The sequence below is a fragment of the Microbacterium sp. Marseille-Q6965 genome (genome assembly GCF_946151065.1).
Lineage (GTDB): Bacteria > Actinomycetota > Actinomycetes > Actinomycetales > Microbacteriaceae > Microbacterium.
Map to the genome: position 1 here is coordinate 1 of NZ_CAMGZA010000003.1, position 16,221 is coordinate 16,221.

The 16,221-nt window shown below is 72.0% G+C and carries 12 protein-coding genes and 1 pseudogene; 6 read left to right on the top strand and 7 right to left on the bottom strand.

The window, feature by feature from the left end; translation table 11 throughout:
• Nucleotides 1-366 precede the first annotated feature (366 nt).
• A pseudogene (locus N8N77_RS09045) lies at nucleotides 367-1,800 on the top strand (tannase/feruloyl esterase family alpha/beta hydrolase); the annotation flags it as partial.
• A 90-nt stretch (nucleotides 1,801-1,890) separates the two neighbouring features.
• On the opposite strand, the gene N8N77_RS09050 reads toward N8N77_RS09045, so the two are convergent.
• The 6 genes from N8N77_RS09050 to N8N77_RS09075 form a co-directional block, all read right to left on the bottom strand.
• Nucleotides 1,891-2,667, bottom strand: a complete 777-nt coding sequence (locus tag N8N77_RS09050; RefSeq protein WP_261166406.1) for an IclR family transcriptional regulator — start codon at nucleotides 2,665-2,667, stop codon at nucleotides 1,891-1,893.
• Nucleotides 2,668-2,671: 4 nt separating this feature from the next.
• On the bottom strand, nucleotides 2,672-3,466 hold the full coding sequence (locus N8N77_RS09055; RefSeq protein ID WP_261166408.1) for an ABC transporter permease: 795 nt from the start codon (nucleotides 3,464-3,466) through the stop codon (nucleotides 2,672-2,674).
• The gene (locus tag N8N77_RS09060) at nucleotides 3,466-4,290 is read right to left on the bottom strand and encodes an ABC transporter ATP-binding protein (RefSeq protein ID WP_261166410.1); all 825 of its coding nucleotides are present in this window, start codon (nucleotides 4,288-4,290) and stop codon (nucleotides 3,466-3,468) included. Before N8N77_RS09060 ends, N8N77_RS09055 begins: the two co-directional genes overlap by 1 nt.
• A gap of 29 nt (nucleotides 4,291-4,319) precedes the next feature.
• Nucleotides 4,320-5,408: an ABC transporter substrate-binding protein gene (locus N8N77_RS09065; RefSeq protein WP_261166411.1), complete on the bottom strand. Its 1,089-nt coding sequence runs from the start codon at nucleotides 5,406-5,408 to the stop codon at nucleotides 4,320-4,322.
• 99 nt (nucleotides 5,409-5,507) lie between these two features.
• A complete protein-coding gene (locus N8N77_RS09070) occupies nucleotides 5,508-6,779 on the bottom strand; it encodes an FAD-dependent oxidoreductase (protein WP_314732522.1) in 1,272 nt (423 codons plus the stop codon).
• Nucleotides 6,776-8,491 carry a dihydroxy-acid dehydratase gene (locus N8N77_RS09075; protein ID WP_261166413.1) on the bottom strand — a complete coding sequence of 572 codons (1,716 nt, stop codon included), beginning with the start codon at nucleotides 8,489-8,491 and terminating at the stop codon, nucleotides 6,776-6,778. Before N8N77_RS09075 ends, N8N77_RS09070 begins: the two co-directional genes overlap by 4 nt.
• 176 nt (nucleotides 8,492-8,667) lie before the next feature.
• On the opposite strand from N8N77_RS09075, the gene N8N77_RS09080 reads away from it, so the two are divergent.
• The 5 genes from N8N77_RS09080 (at nucleotide 8,668) to N8N77_RS09100 (ending at nucleotide 15,048) form a co-directional block, all read left to right on the top strand.
• Nucleotides 8,668-9,930 (top strand): aconitase X catalytic domain-containing protein, encoded by a 1,263-nt coding sequence (locus tag N8N77_RS09080; protein WP_261166414.1) that lies wholly within the window; start codon nucleotides 8,668-8,670, stop codon nucleotides 9,928-9,930.
• Nucleotides 9,927-10,343 (top strand): aconitase X swivel domain-containing protein, encoded by a 417-nt coding sequence (locus N8N77_RS09085; RefSeq protein ID WP_261166415.1) that lies wholly within the window; start codon nucleotides 9,927-9,929, stop codon nucleotides 10,341-10,343. Before N8N77_RS09080 ends, N8N77_RS09085 begins: the two co-directional genes overlap by 4 nt.
• 85 nt (nucleotides 10,344-10,428) lie before the next feature.
• Entirely contained in the window at nucleotides 10,429-11,763 is a 1,335-nt protein-coding gene (locus N8N77_RS09090) for an alpha/beta hydrolase (RefSeq protein ID WP_261166416.1), read from the top strand.
• A 3-nt stretch (nucleotides 11,764-11,766) separates the two neighbouring features.
• Entirely contained in the window at nucleotides 11,767-13,905 is a 2,139-nt protein-coding gene (locus tag N8N77_RS09095; protein ID WP_261166418.1) for an alpha/beta hydrolase-fold protein, read from the top strand.
• A 207-nt stretch (nucleotides 13,906-14,112) separates the two neighbouring features.
• Nucleotides 14,113-15,048 carry a hypothetical protein gene (locus N8N77_RS09100; protein WP_261166419.1) on the top strand — a complete coding sequence of 312 codons (936 nt, stop codon included), beginning with the start codon at nucleotides 14,113-14,115 and terminating at the stop codon, nucleotides 15,046-15,048.
• Between the two features lie 9 nt (nucleotides 15,049-15,057).
• Here N8N77_RS09100 and N8N77_RS09105 read toward each other — a convergent pair whose 3' ends face one another.
• The gene (locus tag N8N77_RS09105; protein WP_261166421.1) at nucleotides 15,058-16,197 is read right to left on the bottom strand and encodes a DUF4232 domain-containing protein; all 1,140 of its coding nucleotides are present in this window, start codon (nucleotides 16,195-16,197) and stop codon (nucleotides 15,058-15,060) included.
• Nucleotides 16,198-16,221 lie beyond the last annotated feature (24 nt).

The following is a 16,221-nucleotide window of genomic DNA, read 5'->3' on the forward strand; positions in this document are numbered from 1 at the left end:
TCGAATGGAACGTCGTCGCCGAGTACCTGTTCAACCCGAGCGTGCTGCTCGGGCTGGGCATGAGCATCATGCTCACGATCATCGGCATGGTGCTCGGCTCGGTGCTCGGCACGGTGCTCGCGGCGGGGCAGCTGGCGGGCTTCTGGCCGGTCAAGGCCGCGTCGGGCGGGTTCGTGGGGGGCTTCCGCGGGGGCCCCCCGCCCGCCCGCCCCGATCCCCCAGGTCGCCCCGGCGACGCCCGGCGAGCTGCTCGAGTGCGCCTCGCTCGTCGGCTTCGACCACGCCCGCACCACCATCACCGCCGCCGAGGTCGTCCCCGCGGGCGCCCTCCACAACGGCGGAGCGCCCGTGGGCGAGCACTGCCGCGTGACCGGGTCGATGAACGAGCGCACGGGCGTGGACGGCCAGCGCTACGCCATCGGCTTCGAGATGCGCCTGCCCGCCGACTGGGCCGGCCGCTTCCTCTACCAGGCCAACGGGGGCATGGACGGAAACGTCGTGCCCGCGCTCGGCTCGTTCACCGGTGGACAGCTGCGCAACGGCCTGCAGCAGGGCTTCGCCATCCTCAGTTCGGACGCGGGCCACTCCGCGTCGCAGAACCCCCTCTTCGGCCTAGACCCCCAGGCGCGCCTCGACTACGGCTACCAGGCGGCGATCGCGCTCACGCCGATGGCGAAGTCGCTCGTCGCGGCCGCATACGGGCGGGGGCCGGACACGTCCTACTTCGCGGGCGGCTCCAACGGTGGCCGCCACACCATGGTGGCCGCCACGCGCCTGGCCGATCAGTACGACGGCTTCCTGCCCATCGCGCCGGGCTTCAACCTGCCGCAGGCGGCCGTGGCGCAGCTCGCGGAGGCCCAGCTGTGGAACACGATCGCGGCCACGCCCGGCCAGATCGGCACGGCCCTGAGCGGGCAGGAACGCGTCGTGGTGCGCGATGCCATCCTGCGGGTCTGCGACGGCATCGACCGGCTCGACGACGGGATGGTGCAGGACAGCGAGCGATGCGCCAGGTTCTTCGACGTGCAGCGGGATGTGCCCACGTGCGAGGGCGAGCGGGACGGCACGTGCCTCACCGCCGACCAGAAAGACGTGCTGGAGCAGCTGTACGCTGGCGTCACCACGAGCACGGGCGATCGCATCTACCAGCCGTTCCCGGTGGACGCCGGCATCGCCAACGCCGACTGGGAGTGGTGGAACCTCACGGCGAGCGCCGCGCTTGACCCGATGGCCGTCGGCTTCGTGTTCTCCCCCGAGCCGGAGTCGCCGTCGATCCTCGCCGACATCACCCGGTACGCCCTCACGGTCGACGTCGACGCGAAGGCCGAGGCCATCTGGGAGACGGGGTCCACGGGCGAGAGCGCGATGGAGTTCATGACCCCCGTCGGGGACGACACCGATCTCGACGTGCTGCGGAACTCGGGCGCGAAGATGATCGTCCTCCACGGCGCCTCCGACGCCGTCTTCAGCGCCGACGACACCGGCCGGTGGTTCGAGGCCGTCGACAAGGCGTACCGGAACAAGGCCGAGCAGTTCGTGCGCTACTTCGAGGTGCCGGGCATGGGGCACGTCTCGGGCGGCGCCGCGACCGATCAGGTCGACGCCCTCGGCGCGCTCGTCGCCTGGGTGGAGCGCGGGGAGGCGCCGGACCGCCTCATCGCCACGGCGCGCGGCGAGGGCAACCCCGGCGGCGCGAACCCCGAGGTGCCGGGCGACTGGGCCGACGACCGCACGCGCCCGCTGTGCGTCTACCCGCTCGTGGCTCGCTACGTCGGCGGCGACCCCGAGTCGGCCGACAGCTTCGCGTGCAAGCCGAGCTCCGGCGGTCCGCGGCGGCGAGGGCGTGAGGGAGGGCGGGCGGGTCGCGCGACCCGCCCGCCCTCCGCCGCCTCAGCCCAGCCCCTGCTCCCAGGCCGTGCGCTGCACGGCCCGCGCCGTGCTGCGGATGAGGTGGCCGTAGGACGCCTCGACGGAGCCGTCGGGCACGATGATCGACACGGCGCCGAGCGGGTTCCCGCTCGTGTCGAGCACCGGAGCACCGAGCGACACGGACGGCGCCGACTTGCGCCGTGACACGGCATACCCCTCCGAGCGCACCAGGGCCAGTTCGCGGCGCAGTACCCCGGCATCCACGCGGTACTCCTCCCCCTCGCCCTGCGCGCCCGCCATCTCGAGATAGTCCTCCTGGAACGCCGGCGGCATGGAGGCGAGGATCGCCGTGCCCACGGCGGTCGTGTGGAGCAGATAGCTCGACCCGAGCCGTGGCCGCTCGTCGACATCGGTGCGGGGGCGCAGCGACTCGACGAACGTCGCGTCGTTGCCCTCCCGCACCCCGAGGTGCACCGGCATTCCCGTGGTCGCGTAGACGTCCTGCATGAACGGCAGCGCCACCCGCTGGATGCCGTAGGTGCGTGGCGCCAGCAGGCCGAAGCGCCACATGTCCACGCCGATGGTGAGGCAGCCCTCGTCGTCGCGCTCGAGCATGCCCAGCTGGAGCATGTCGCTCACGAGCCGGTGGGTGCTCGTCAGCGGGGTGCCCGTGCGCCGGCTCAGCTCCGACAGGGTCAGTCTCGTGTGCGCGTAGTCGAAAGCCGAGAGCAGCCGGTGGGCGCGCTCGATCGATGAGCGCCGCCCCAGCGCGGAATCCGCTCCCGACGTCATCGTCATGACGTCATGATCCCGCAGTCTGCCCGTAGACCGACTCATGCCACGGGATGAGGAACCGTTTCAGGGCGAACACGATGAAGTACAGCAGCAGGCCGAGGACCGACAGGATCACGATGACCCCGAACAGGCCGGGGGCGTCGAGCTGGTTCAGCGTGCTCACGACCATGAAGCCGAGGCCCTCGCTGCCGCCCAGGTACTCGCCGACGATCGTGCCGATGACCGCGAAGATGATGCCCGACTCCATGCCGGCCAGCAGGTACGGCATGATGCTGCGCATCTCGAGATTGACGAACGTCTGACCGCGCGTGGCGTTCAGCGACTTCATGAGGTCGCGGTGACCCGGCTCGAGCGACTTCACCCCGAGCAGCACGTTGAGCATGATCGGGAAGAACGCCAGCATCGCGGCGATGATCACCTTCGAGGTCATGCCGAAGCCGAACCAGATGACGAACAGCGGAATGAACGCGACCTTCGGCACCACCTGGAGGGCGACGATGATCGGCCGCAGCGACACCTCGAGCCAGAACACCTTCCCCAGCACGACGCCCGTGATCACGCCCGCCACCACCGCGATGAGGAACCCGAGCACGGTCTCGGCGGCCGTGATGCCCGTGTGCTCCCAGGTGGTGGGCTCCTGGAGCAGCTGCCACAGGCGCTGGGCGATCATGCTCGGCGGCGGCAGGATCAGGGTCGACACGTTGAGCGCCCGCACGGCGATCTCCCACACCGTGCAGAGCACCACGATGAGCACCGGGGTGACCACCCACGGCAGCACGCGTTGCAGCTTCTCGGATCGCATCAGAGCTCTCCCTCCAACTGGTGGCGCAGATGCCGCACGATGGCCCCGAACTCGCCGGTGGTCTGCACGTCGACGTCGCGCGGGCGTTCGAAACCCACGTCGGTGATCTCCTCGATCCGGCCGGGGCGCGGCGTGAACTGCACGACGCGATCGCCGAGGAACACGGCCTCCGAGATGTCGTGCGTCACGAACACGACGGTGGCGCCCGTCGCGCCGGCGATCCGCTGCAGCTCGATGTTCATCTTCTCCCGGGTGAGCGCGTCGAGCGCGCCGAAGGGCTCGTCCATGAGCAGCAGCTCGGGATCGCAGCTCAGGGCGCGTGCGATGGCGACGCGCTGCCGCATGCCGCCGGAGAGCTCGCGCGGGTAGGAGCGGCCGAATCCGCCCAGACCGACGAGCTCGGCCAGCTCCTGCGCCCTCGCCCGCCGCTGCGCCGTGTCGACGCCGCGGAGCTTGAGAGGCAGCGCGATGTTGTCGATGACGTCGAACCACGGGAACAGGTTGGCCTCCTGGAAGACCACGCCGAGCTGCTCGATCACGCTCTTCTCGACGCTCGCGCCGTTCCACAGTCGGCGCCCGTTGATGACGACGTTGCCCGAGGTCGGGGCCACGAGCCCCGCCATCACGCGCAGCAGCGTCGTCTTCCCGCAGCCGGAGCGGCCGATGAGCGAGACCACCTCGCCCGAGCGGATCTGCAGGTTGATGTCCTGGAGCGCGACGGTGGTCTTCTTCTTCGTCTCGAAGATCTTCGTCACGCCCTCCACCGCGATCTTCACGTCGGTGTCGGTCTCCGGCGGGGCCGCAGCCATCGTCACGTCGGTCACTTCCCTTCCCCTTCGTCCGGCATCGTCGATCAGCTCAGCAGCGAGTTGTCGACCCAGGACGCGGCGTCGTCGGTGTTCGACGCGAAGCCCGCCGTCTCCAGCTCGGCCATCGCCTCCATCCAGCCGTCGACGTCGGTCGTGAGGAGCTCGGGTGCGTCGCCGCCGTCCGTCCACAGCGCGACGGCCTCGTCGAGCGCCGCCTTCGCCACCGCGTCGTCGTCCAGCGTCGCGAAGCTGTACTCGCCCCGCAGCAGCTCGATGGTCGCGCTGCGGTCGGTGTCGTCGATGATCGACTGGACGGCGGCCTTGACGGCCCCGAGGTAGGCGCGGATCGCGTCGCCGCTGCGCTCCAGCTGCTCCTCCGTCGTGACATACACCTGCGTGTCGGCCTTGACGACCGCGATGTCGGCCGGGTTGAGCACCCCCGCGTCGTCGTTGCTGGCGGCCACCATGAGAGAGATGTCCACGCTGCCCATGTAGCCGTCCAGCTGGCCGCGCCGCACCATCTCGAAGGACGCCGGCGTCTGCGCCACCACCTGACGCTGCACGGAGTCGGGGTCGACGCCCGAGTTCTCGAGCATGAGCAGCAGCGTCTTCTCGCTCGTGCCGCCCTGCGACGGCACGCCGATCGTGGTGCCCTCGAAGTCGGCCGCCTTCTCGAGTGGACGGTCCTGCGAGTACATGATGCGCAGGGAGGGACGACGCACGATCGTCCCGACGTTGATGAGCGGCTGCCCCTGCTCCACGCGGGCCGCGACGAGATCGATCGCCCCGACGCGCGTGAGCGCGCCGGCGCCCGCGATGAGCGTCTGCAGCGCGACGGGTGAGCCCCGCACGGCCTCCACGGTGGTGTTGAGCCCCGCCTCGGTGAAGTAGCCGCCGGTGAGGCCCACCATCTCGGGCGACATCGAGAGGGTGTCGAGGGTGAGGTAGCTCAGGAACGTGAAGTCCTGGAGCGATCCGCCCCCGCCCGCTCCGCCCGAGGAGCCGCCGCCCGCGGCGGGCGAGCATGCGGTGAGCAGCCCGAGCCCGCCGGCGGCGAGCGCCAGCGCGGAGCCGCGCAGGAACGTCGAGCGGCTCAGCATGGCGCGTCGGATATCAGTCACTTCTTGTGTCATGGCGAGGCTCCTTTGCCGCGTCTGTCTTCACCTGCAGGTCATCGTGACAGCGCGGGCGCGCCGCCACATCCAGCTCTTCCGGTATTCGGAAGGCACCGCTCACCCCACATTCTGCGCAACCCGGTCGCGCAGCACCGACACGTCGATGTCGGCGACCGAGCCGCCGTCGGCCAGATCGAGCGCATGGGCGGCTCCCGCGCCCATGGCGGCGCACGGTCCCATCACCCTCACCGACGAGAGCGCGGCGGGCTGGGCGTCGATGCAGCGGCCGGCCGCGATCACGTTCCGAGAGCCCCGCGGGATCAAACTGCGCAGCGGCACGTAGTGCAGGTGCCCGGACTCGAACACCTCCCACCGGTGCCGGTCGGGGCGGTCATGCAGCTCGATCGGCCAGGCCGTGCGCGCCACCGCGTCGTCGAAGCGCACCCCCGCGATGACCTCCTCGTCGAGCAGCGTGTGCTCGGCGCGGATCCAGCGCGTCTGGCGGCGTCCGAGCAGCCCGTAGTCGACGATCCGCGCGTCGCCGAACGCGTCGGGAAACGTGTCGGCGAGGAAGCGCGCCACGCGATCGGCCTGGTCTCGGCCCTCGTGCTGCGCCTTGCCCGTGCCGACCGTGCTGAGCGGGGTCGCGACGTGCGTCATGTTGATGACCGCCGTGCCGGAGCCCGGGAAGACGAAGGGGATCCCCTCGCGCCGCACGACGCCATACCGGTCGCCGACCCGGCGGAGATGCTCGGCGACGACCGTCCGATCCGGCACGTGCTCCTCGACGACCCCGGCGAGGCGGAACTGCTGGGAACCGTAGATCGGCCCGGTGGGTTCGGCGCAGGGCAGCCCGGCCAACCAGCTCAGCGAGGCGTCGCCGCTGGCGTCGACGAACCCGCGCGCGCTGACCCTGACGCGCCCGTATCGCGAGACGAGTTCAATGCGCTCGACCCACCCGTCGTCCCCCTGCACGGCGTCGACCGCGGAGCCGAGCACGACCGTGACGCCGCGCCGGTCGAGCTCTCGCTCCATCCACCGGCCGACCGCCACCTCGTCGTACTGGATGCCCAGCGTCTCGCCGTACCGTTTCGAGAGGGCGCCCGTGCCGTCGAGATCGCGGAAGAGGTCCTCGAACACGGTCCGCGTGAGCATCTCGTAGTCGGGAGCGGTGCCGTAGACGCCGCAGAACAGGCCGATGAGCGAGTTCACGCACTGCCCGCCGATCTGGGGCTGCGCGTCGACGAGCACGACCGACCGGCCCTGATCGGCGAGCGTGATCGCGGCGGCGAAGCCGGCGATCCCCGCCCCCACGACGCAGTAGTCGGCGCTCAGCTCCTCCACGACCGGCACGCTCCTCACGACGGTCGTGGTTGTGATCTCGGTCATGTCGCGGCTCCTGTGGTGTCGAGCGATGGGGTTGCGGTGGTGAGCACGGGGGTGGCGTAGCGCGCGCCGTAACCGGCGGCGAACTGCTCGAGCCAGCCGCGGCCCTCGGGCGGCGCCGGCGCCCCGGCTGCGGCGGCTCGGTCGGCAAGCTCGGCGGTGTCGACGGCGAGGTCGATCCGCCCTGCGGCGATGTCGATCTCGATGACGTCGCCGTCGCGCACGAGGGCGAGCGGCGCGTCGCCGATGCCCTCCGGCGCCACCTCGCCGACGACGATGCCGGTGTTGACGAGACCCGAGAACTGGCCGTCGGTGACGAAGGCGATGCGGCTGGCCATGCCGGCGCCGTCCAGGGCGAAGGCGACGTTGGACGCCATGCCCATGCCCGGCCGTCCCACCGGCCCGTAGCCCCGCAGCACGAGCACCGACCCCTCCGCGATCTCGCCCGCGGTGATCGCCTCGAGCGCCTCGGCGGCGTCGTCGTAGACCCGCGCGGGACCGCGGAAGGTGAGCGGCCGCTTCTCGACGACCGACAGCTTCGCGATCGCCAGCCGCGGCGCCAGGCTCCCGCGCAGGAGCCGGATGGTGGCGTGGTCGCCCTGGGGCGATGCGAGGTCGGTGATGACCTCCCCCTCCGGGCGGGCCCAGCCGGCGAGCGCGTCCTCCCACGTGGCGCCCGTGACGAGCGAGGTCGAGCGATCGAACTCCGCGCCGAGCGCGTCGATCACGCCGAGGGTGCCGCCGGCGGCGACGAACTCCTCGATGCCGCGCGGACCGTTCGGCCGCACGGCGGTCACGGGGCGGATGGTCTCCGCCGCGCGGCGGAACTCCTCCGCGACGTCGACCGCCGCGCCGGCCTCGCGGGCGATCGCATCGAGGTGCTTCACCGCGTTGAGCGAGCCGCTCACGGCCAGCACGGCCTTGACCGCGTTGCGGATCGCCGCCGGCGTGAGGATCCGCCGCGGGCGGCGACCGGCCGCGACGGCCTCGAGGATCACGGGCCCCGAGGCGTCGACGGCCTCGAACATGCGGGACGAGTTGGCGGCCACCGGCGCGTACCCGGGGATCGTCATGCCGAGCGCCTCGGCGACGAGATGCATCGTGTTGGCGGTGCCCATGCCCGCGCACACGCCGGGACTCGCGATGGCACGATCGCTCATCTCGCACAGCTCGGAGAAGCCGATCCTGCCGCGGGCCAGACCGCCGGCGCGCAGGAACACCTCCTCGATGTCGACCGGCTCGCCATCGGGCATCGTGCCGCACGCCTGGTATCCGCACGAGACGATCAGCGTCGGCACGTCGGTGCGCGCCGCGGCCATGAGCTGACCGGGCGTGGTCTTGTCGCACGACGCGAGGCAAATCATGCCGTCGAGCAGCGCCCCGTCGACGACCGCCTCGATGTCGTGGGCCAGCAGGTCGCGCCCCGCCAGGACGTGTCCGCCGTCGCGGCCGGCGCTCATGATGAAGTCGGTTGGCGCCACGGTGCGGATCTCGAAGCCCACGCCGCCCGCCTGCCGGATGGAGGCGACGACGCGGTCGGCGATGTCATCGAGGTGCGAGAAGCACGGTGACAGCTTGGACGAGGAGTTGACCACAGCGATCTTCGGCTTGTCGAGGTCCTCATCGTCGAGGCCGAGCTGTCGCCACTGCGTGCGCCGGGTGAACCACCTCGGCGACGTCCGTGGCAGCACGCTGCGCAGGTTGTGCTCGGTCATGGTCCTCCTTTGGATCCCGAGCCGGGGCTCGATCGGACACGTTCCCGTGGTGCGGACGGGCGGGCAACGGCGTCTTCCGGATAGCGGAAGGCGGTCTCTCGCGCGCGGCCCGGCAGGCCTAGCGTGCAAGGCAGTAGGCGATCCGAAGCGCGATGTGGCGCAGATGGGCAGGGGGCATGAACCTCACAGAGACGCAACGCGCGATGGCGAGCGGCGACGAGGGCGAGGCCGTCGCCGCCGCGATGACCGTCCTCATCGAGTACGGCGAGATCATGGGGGCCGAACGCCTCATCCCGATCTCCAGCGCCGCAGGCGCGAACATCTACGGGCCGCGGCACTCCCGCCCGCTCGGCAGTGACGACCCCGCGCGGCTCTTCGCGCAGTATTCGCTCAACACCGACGCGGCTCTCGACGCGCCGCCGGTGCGGGTGCCCTCGTGCCAGCTCATCGGCCCGATCGATCGCGAGAACGCGGGCGACGTGCAGAACATGCCGCCCGAGGCCATCGCCAAGGTGGCGGAGAGCAGCGACTATCTCGACGGACTCGGGGTGAGCCTGCTCAGCACCTGCACGCCATACCAGGTGGGGTTCCTCCCCCGCTTCGGCGAGCACGTCGCATGGATGGAGTCATCGGCGGTGGTGTTCATCAACTCGGTGATCGGCGCGCGCACCAACACGGAGGGGCGCGAGTCGGCGGCGGCCTCGATGCTGACCGGGCTCACCCCCGAGGCGGGGCTCCACCTGGACGCGCCCCGCAGGGCCACGGTCAGGATCGTCGTCGACACCGAGATCCCCGCGACCTTCGGTTGGAACGCCTTCGGGTACTGGATCGGCAGCGCCGTCGAGGACCGCGTGCCCGTTCTCGACGGCGTGCAGGCGGCGCCCGACTTCGTGCAGCTGAAGCAGTTCGGCGCGGCGGCCGCCAGCTCGGGCGACGTCGAGCTCTTCCATCTGCCGGGCGTGACCGCCGAGTGCACCTCCGTCGAGCAGGTGATCACGGACGACGCGGAGGTCCTCACGTTCGGCGCGGCGGAACTCGCGTGGGCGATCGACCGTCTGAACGCCACGCGCACGGGCGACGACGTGGACTTCGTCATGATCGGGTGTCCGCACGCCAGCTACGAGCAGCTGCAGCAGGTCGCCGCCCTGCTCGACGGGCGACGCGTGGACGACGGGACGGCGCTGTGGATCTTCACTCCCGACGCGCTCCGGCGCCGCGCGCGGGACGAGGGCCTGCTCGCGCTGATCGAATCCAGCGGGGCGCGGATCCTGTCGGACACCTGCCCGGCGATCGCGCAGTTCCTGCCGCGCGGCACCCGGCGGTTCGCCACAGACTCCGCCAAGCAGGCGCACTACCTGCCCGCGATCATGGGCATCGAGGGCGCCTTCGCGACGACCGCCGACTGCGTGCAGGCCGCGCTCACCGGGAGGCTGCCATGACCGACACCCGCATTCTGCTGACCGGCCGCGTGCTCGTCCCGGGATCGGCGGAGGGGCCGTCCCTCGTCTGCTCCGTCGCCATCTCGGGCTGGGGCGGCATCGATCCGCGGACGGGAACCATCACCGAGATCACCCACCCGCAACGCGGCGAGCGCTTCGCCGCGCGGGTGCTCGTCATCCCCGGCGCGAAGGGGTCGTCCGGATGGTCCGGGCAGTTCCACCTCGCCAAGATGATGGGCACCGCGCCGCGCGCCATCGTCACGTCGAAGGTGAACTCGAAGCTCGCCGTCGGGCTCGTGGCGCTCGGCGTGCCCGCCGTGCTCCTCGACGACATCTCGGGCATCCCGAGCGACGGACGGCGCATCGCCATCCGTCCGGACGGACGGGTGGAGGTATCTTCTCAACCCGGTTGATATTCGCGCGTGGCGGTGCCACAGTCGGATCGACCGGCCAGCGCGGCCGGATCCCACAACAACGTCGTTGCACAAGGGAGAGATCATGCCGACTTCGCATCGGACCAGGAAGGCCGCGGTCGCCTCGGCGGTCGTCACCGGGCTCGTTTTCACCGCCGCGCCCGCCGTCGCCGACGAGGGCGACCGCGTGCTCGAGGGCACGCTTGCCGACAGCACGCCGTACCGCTTCGTCGTCCCGGACGACTGGAACGGCACGGTGTTCATCGACATGGACTTCGCGGCGGGCCGCGTGGGAGCGGCCCCGCAGGCGCTCATCGACGAGGGCGCCGCCTACGGCGGGACGACGCGCACCGTGACGGGCTGGAACATCGGCGGCGCGATCGCCAATCAGATCGAGGCGCTCGACGTGTTCAGCGACACCGTCGGCGAGCCGGCGCTCGCCATCACGATGGGCAACTCGATGGGCGGCTTCGTCGCCGCCGCGACGGGCGAGCTCCACCCCGACCGCATCGACGGCGTCGTCGCCGCGTGCGGCGGCCTGTCGGGCACCGTGTCCCAGTGGAACCAGAAGCTCGACACCGTGTTCGTGCTGTCGGAGCTGCTCGACCCGGAGGGCACGCTCCCCGTCGTGGACATCCCCGCCGACGTGCCCGGGGCGCAGCAGGCGTGGATCGATCACCTCAGCGCCGCACAGACCACCCCCGAGGGTCGGGCGCGCATCGCCCTCGCCGCCGCGGTGGGCCAGCTGCCCGCCTGGTCGCAGGAGATCGCCGATCCCGATCCGCGCGACCCCGCCTCGTACCAGGCGGCGTGGTTCGGCGCCCTCGCGGGTGACCCGCTGCCGTACATCGGCCAGGCGATGAGCAGTCGCCGCACGAGCACCCAGATATTCGGCGGGCTGCCGTCGTGGAACACCGGCATCGACTACGTCGAGCAGCTGCGCAAGGCGTCGCCCGAGGCGCGCCGCGTGGTCGCCGACCTGTATGCGCAGGCCGGCCTCTCGCTCGAGGAGGATCTGGCGGCGGTCAACGCGGCGGATCGCTACGAGGCCGACCCGGAGGCGGTGGCGCGCTTCGCGGCCGCCTACGAGTTCACGGGCGACATCTCGGTGCCGACGGTCACGCTCAACAACGTGGGCGACCAGATCTCCACCGTCGCGCAGCAGAGCGCCTACGAGGAGCGCGTGAAGAAGGCGGGGAACGCCTCGCTGCTGCGCCAGACCTACGTCGCCTCGGCGGGGCATTGCGCGTTCAGCGCGGCCGAGACGGTCGCGGCCGCGCACCTGCTCCTGAACCGTCTGGAGTCGGGTCGCTGGGGCGGTGCCGCCACCGCCGCTCAGATGAACGAGGCCGCCGAGTCCCTCGACCTCGGCGCAGCGCGCTTCATCCGCTTCCAGCCCGACCGCTTCAACCGGGGCTGAACGATGATGCGCGTCACCAGGGCACCGTGGGCCCGCCGCGCCCTCGCGCTCTCATCCGCCTGCTGCGCGGCCGCGGTGGGCGCGCTCGTGGCCGCCCCCGCCGCGGCCGGCGAAACGCCTCCGCCCATCCCGGCGGCCGCGCCACCCGCCGCCTTCCTCGACGAGCCCGCGCTGCCCGCCGCCGACGCCTGGGCGTTCTCGGAGGAGTTCTCGCGCACCGCCGGCACCAGCCGCTACGTCGACGGCGCGCTGCTGTGGACCGACTGGTTGTTCGACGACACGGGCGACGGCTCGTTCACCTACGCGGACGAGGCGGCGCACGCCAACGGCGCGGACGTCTTCCGCGCCGGGGTCGGAGCACACGGCCGGTCGTCCTCGTGGCGGGTGGACTTCACGACGCTCGCCGATCCCGACCTCCCGCTGGCGGTGTGGGCGCTCGACACCGATGCCGATCCGAGCACCGGCACGTCGGCGTGGCCGGGCGGCGCAGGCCTCACCTCACCGGGCGTGGACGCGTTCCTCATCGTGTCGTCGCGCGGCGCCGTCCTCGAGACCGCGGACGGCGAGCGCCGCGACCTCGTCCGACGCGGCGCTGTCGTGACCGTGGACGAGGAGGCCGGGTCGTTCGTGGTGGAGATCCCCCGCGCGCTGCTGCGCATCAATGGGCGGTGGACGGTGCGGCTGGCCACCGGCATCGCCGACGGAACCGGGTTCGGCTTCGCCGCGCCGCCCGAGCGAAACGACGTGCGCGCCTACAACGCCGCCTTCCGGACCGGGGCCCAGGAGGGTGAGCGCCTGCCGGGCGCGAAGATGGCGACGAGCTGGAACAACGGGGCCCAGAGCCGGTCGCTGGCCACGGGGGACGTGGCGCCGTTCGCGATCGAGGTCGACTGGCGCCGGATCGCGCGTGGGGAGACGCAGGCCGAGCCGGCCCCGCGCGGCTTCTCCACCCGCTGGTACGTGTCGTCCGTCGACCTCGGCCCGGGCGTGCACCCGGAGGTACGCGAACCGCTGGGCCAGCCGCCGACGACAGCGCCGCGCGTGTACGGCCGGGTGCAGCCCTATCTGCTGTACGTGCCGACCACCTACGACGCCGCCTCGCCCGCGCCGCTGACGATCCTGCTCCACGGCGGAAGCAACAACCACAACGGGTTCCGTGGGGGACAGGAGGACGAGCTGTTCGGGCCGGTGTGCGAGGACCGCGGCTCGATCTGCGTCTCGCCCCTGGGGCGCGGCGACGGCACCTGGTACGTCAACGAGGCCGAGCTCGACGTCTGGGAGGTGTGGAACCGCGTCTCGGAGGAGTACGCGATCGATGGCACCCGCACGGTCATCGCCGGGCACTCCATGGGAGGCGTGGGCGCGACCCGCTTCGCCGTCAACCATCCCGACGTGTTCGCGGCTGTCGGCATCGTCTCGGGCGCCGGCTACCGCAACGCCGGCGGCGGGCGCGACGACGCGGAGGACCCGCTGCGGGTGGAGAACCTGGCGAACATGACCGTGTTCATGGACGCCGGGACCGACGACATCGCCGAGGGCAACACGCGCACATGGGGCGCGGCGTTCGAGGCGGCGGGGGTGGCGCATCGCGTGCACTACTACGGGGGCGCGACCCACGGGGACTTCGGCTGGCTGGGCTGGCGCGAGCTCGCCGCCCACGTCGACGGCGCCACGGTGACCACCGATCCGGCCCGGGTCGCCTTCCGGTGGGATCCCACGGAAGAGCGATCGGAGCTGGGCCTCACGATCGACAGCGCCGCGTGGGTCTCGGAACTCGCCCCGCGCGATCCCGAGGCGCGCTGGAGCCGCGTCGAGGCGCGCTCCGCGGCGCTCGACACCGTGCGGTGGGAGCCCGTGGTCGGCACCGAGACCGTCGCCTACGGCGACCACGAGACGGAGGTGCGCGAGCTCGCCCTCGTCCCGATCGGCGCGCACGACCCCGCCGACGAGCTCGATCTCGCGTTCACCAATGTCGCGACGGCGGCGGTGGATCTCGACGTCGCGGGCCTCTCGGACGCGGAGTCGATCACCGTGCGCGTCACGACCGACGGCGCCGTCGAGCTGCGCCTCCGGCACGGTGACGGTACCCACGTCACCTCGGTCGCGGCCGGCGAGCACGTGCTCACCGTCGAGCTCGACTGAGAGCCGCTCCCGAGGCCGTCACGCCGTCTGGGCCGTCACGGCGGCACGACGGGCACGTGGGGAACCGGATGGCCCCTTCCGCGGGAAGGGGCCATCCGCGTCGGGGCGGTAGCGTGAGGCCGAGATGTGACGAACGACCCCGTGGCCTTGGTGGCTCACGCTCATGTTGTGCGCTGAGCCTCCCCCGCTAAGCAGAGCGAGCACACGATGAACACCGATACGCACAGCGAGCTGCGCATGCTGCAAGATCGTGCCTACGGCCCCGCGGCCGACATCGCGCAGGACCCGGCCGCGTTGCGGCGCCTTCGCGAGCTGGAGAGTCGACGGCGCGTCCGCCGGGTACCGATGTCGTCCGATCAGGCCACGGCCTTCCTCACCCTCGACGCCGCCTCGCCCGAACCGGAGCGGGATGCCCCCGTCGCGGAACACCGCTCACCGCAGGCACCTCCCGTCCGCGCGGAACGGCCCGCAACGCAGGGGTCGCCCGTCGTCACGGAGCACGCCGCATCCCAGCCGCCTCCCGTCCGCGCGGAACACCCCGCACCACAGCTCGATCTCCCCGTCGCGGTCGCGACCTCGCCGGAGAACGCCGCTGCGAGCCGCGGGGGCGCCCGGGGCACGCGCGCTTCCGCCTCCCTCCCGCGGCGGCTCCGACTGATGTGGGCGTTGTCCGTCGTGGCCGCCGCCGCGGCGGCCGCCGGCGTCACCTACGGGCTCACGAAGATCGCCCCCGTGTCGGTGTCGAGCGGAGCACCGCAGATCGCGAGCCTCGACCCCGTGCCGGGGCTGACGGTCCCCGCCGGCTGGATGGGAGCAGGACCGAGCTCCGCGGCGTGGGAGTTCTACGGCCTGACGATCTTCGAATCGGATTTCTGGGGTGCCGGAGCCGGCGGCGAGTGCTTCACGATCGTGCACACCGAACAGCTACCGAGTGCGGACGTCGACGTGACGAGCTACTCCTTCAGCGGCACGTCCTACAGCGGATGCCGCGAGGGGTCCTTCCCGGCGACGGCCAGCATGTCGGTGAACAGCAGCGCCCCCCGGCCGTTGCGGGAGCAGTACCCGGACAGCGTGCTGCAGTTCGTCATGGACGGTGACCGGATCGGCGTCTTCCTCGACGCGGGTCAGGGAACCGGAGACTGACCGCGCCCCTCACGACGTCGACGCATCGGCGGGCGGCAGCGCCCACGCGGTGACGGCCACGCTCGAACCGGCGATGACGTCAATGGCGATGGGCTTCGAGCCTCGCGGCTCGCCGGCCATCGCGGCCACCCACAGGGTCCGAGCGACGAGCGCGCCGTGGGTGGAGTTCGCGTCCCACCCGACGTACGCGACCGCCGAGCCGCCCGCGGGGATCTCGACACGGGCCGGCCCCGGGTCGGCGGCCATGAACGAGCTGCCGCGCTCGACCGTGACCTCCAGCAGGTGATCGTTCTGGTCGCCGAACGCGATGTCGGGGTAACCCTCGATCACGCACGGGGCGTCGGAGACGTTGAGCAGCTCCAGCCGCAACACACGGTGCCCCGTCGCTGCGTCGCCGTCGCCGATGAGCACCGTCGCGCGCTCCGGCGTGCACCCGTCCTCACCCGTGACCCCGTCTCCCTCGGCGCGCTCGGGAACGGGATCGCCCGCGGCGCCCTCATCCGGGCGGGCCGCGCCGTCAACCGGCGCGGGTTCGGTCGCGACCGCCTCGGCGCGCACCTGCGCCTGCGTCGCGTCGTTGCCGAGCACCTCGGCCGCGCCGAGCAGCACGAGCGCGGCGAGCGCCGCCGCGGCGGCAGTCACGGGAAGGCCGCGCCGGATCCGATCTTCCGGCTCATCCGACCGCGCCACGCGCCGCGCGAGGAGCGCCGGAATCCACCCGTACAGCAGGCCCCAATAGGCGCCCGTGGCGGCGCGCGAGCCGAGGTCGAGCGCCCACATCGCCCACCCCTCCGTGAACAGGGTTCCGAAGACGAGCACGACATCCACCGTCATCCCGGCGATCGCCCCGGCCGCGACCGTCGCCAGCCACGTCGCGGCGAACGGTGCGCGACGCGGCGGCACGACGCGGAGGAGCGCCGCATGCACCAGGGCGACGGCCACCGCCCCCGCGAGCGGCAGCAGCACCGGCCACGGCGCCGCCCACGACCACCTGTACGGGGTCACGCCGGCCGGCAGCACCGCGTCCTGGACCCGCGCGAGAGGAGTCGACGAGACGAGGGCCGCGCAGAGCACGACGGCCAGCCACAGCCCCCCGACGGTGGCGCTGATCACCCACGTGCGCCGTCCGCGCAACCCTGGCCTCGACATGCCAGGAGCCTATCGAGCAGCCGG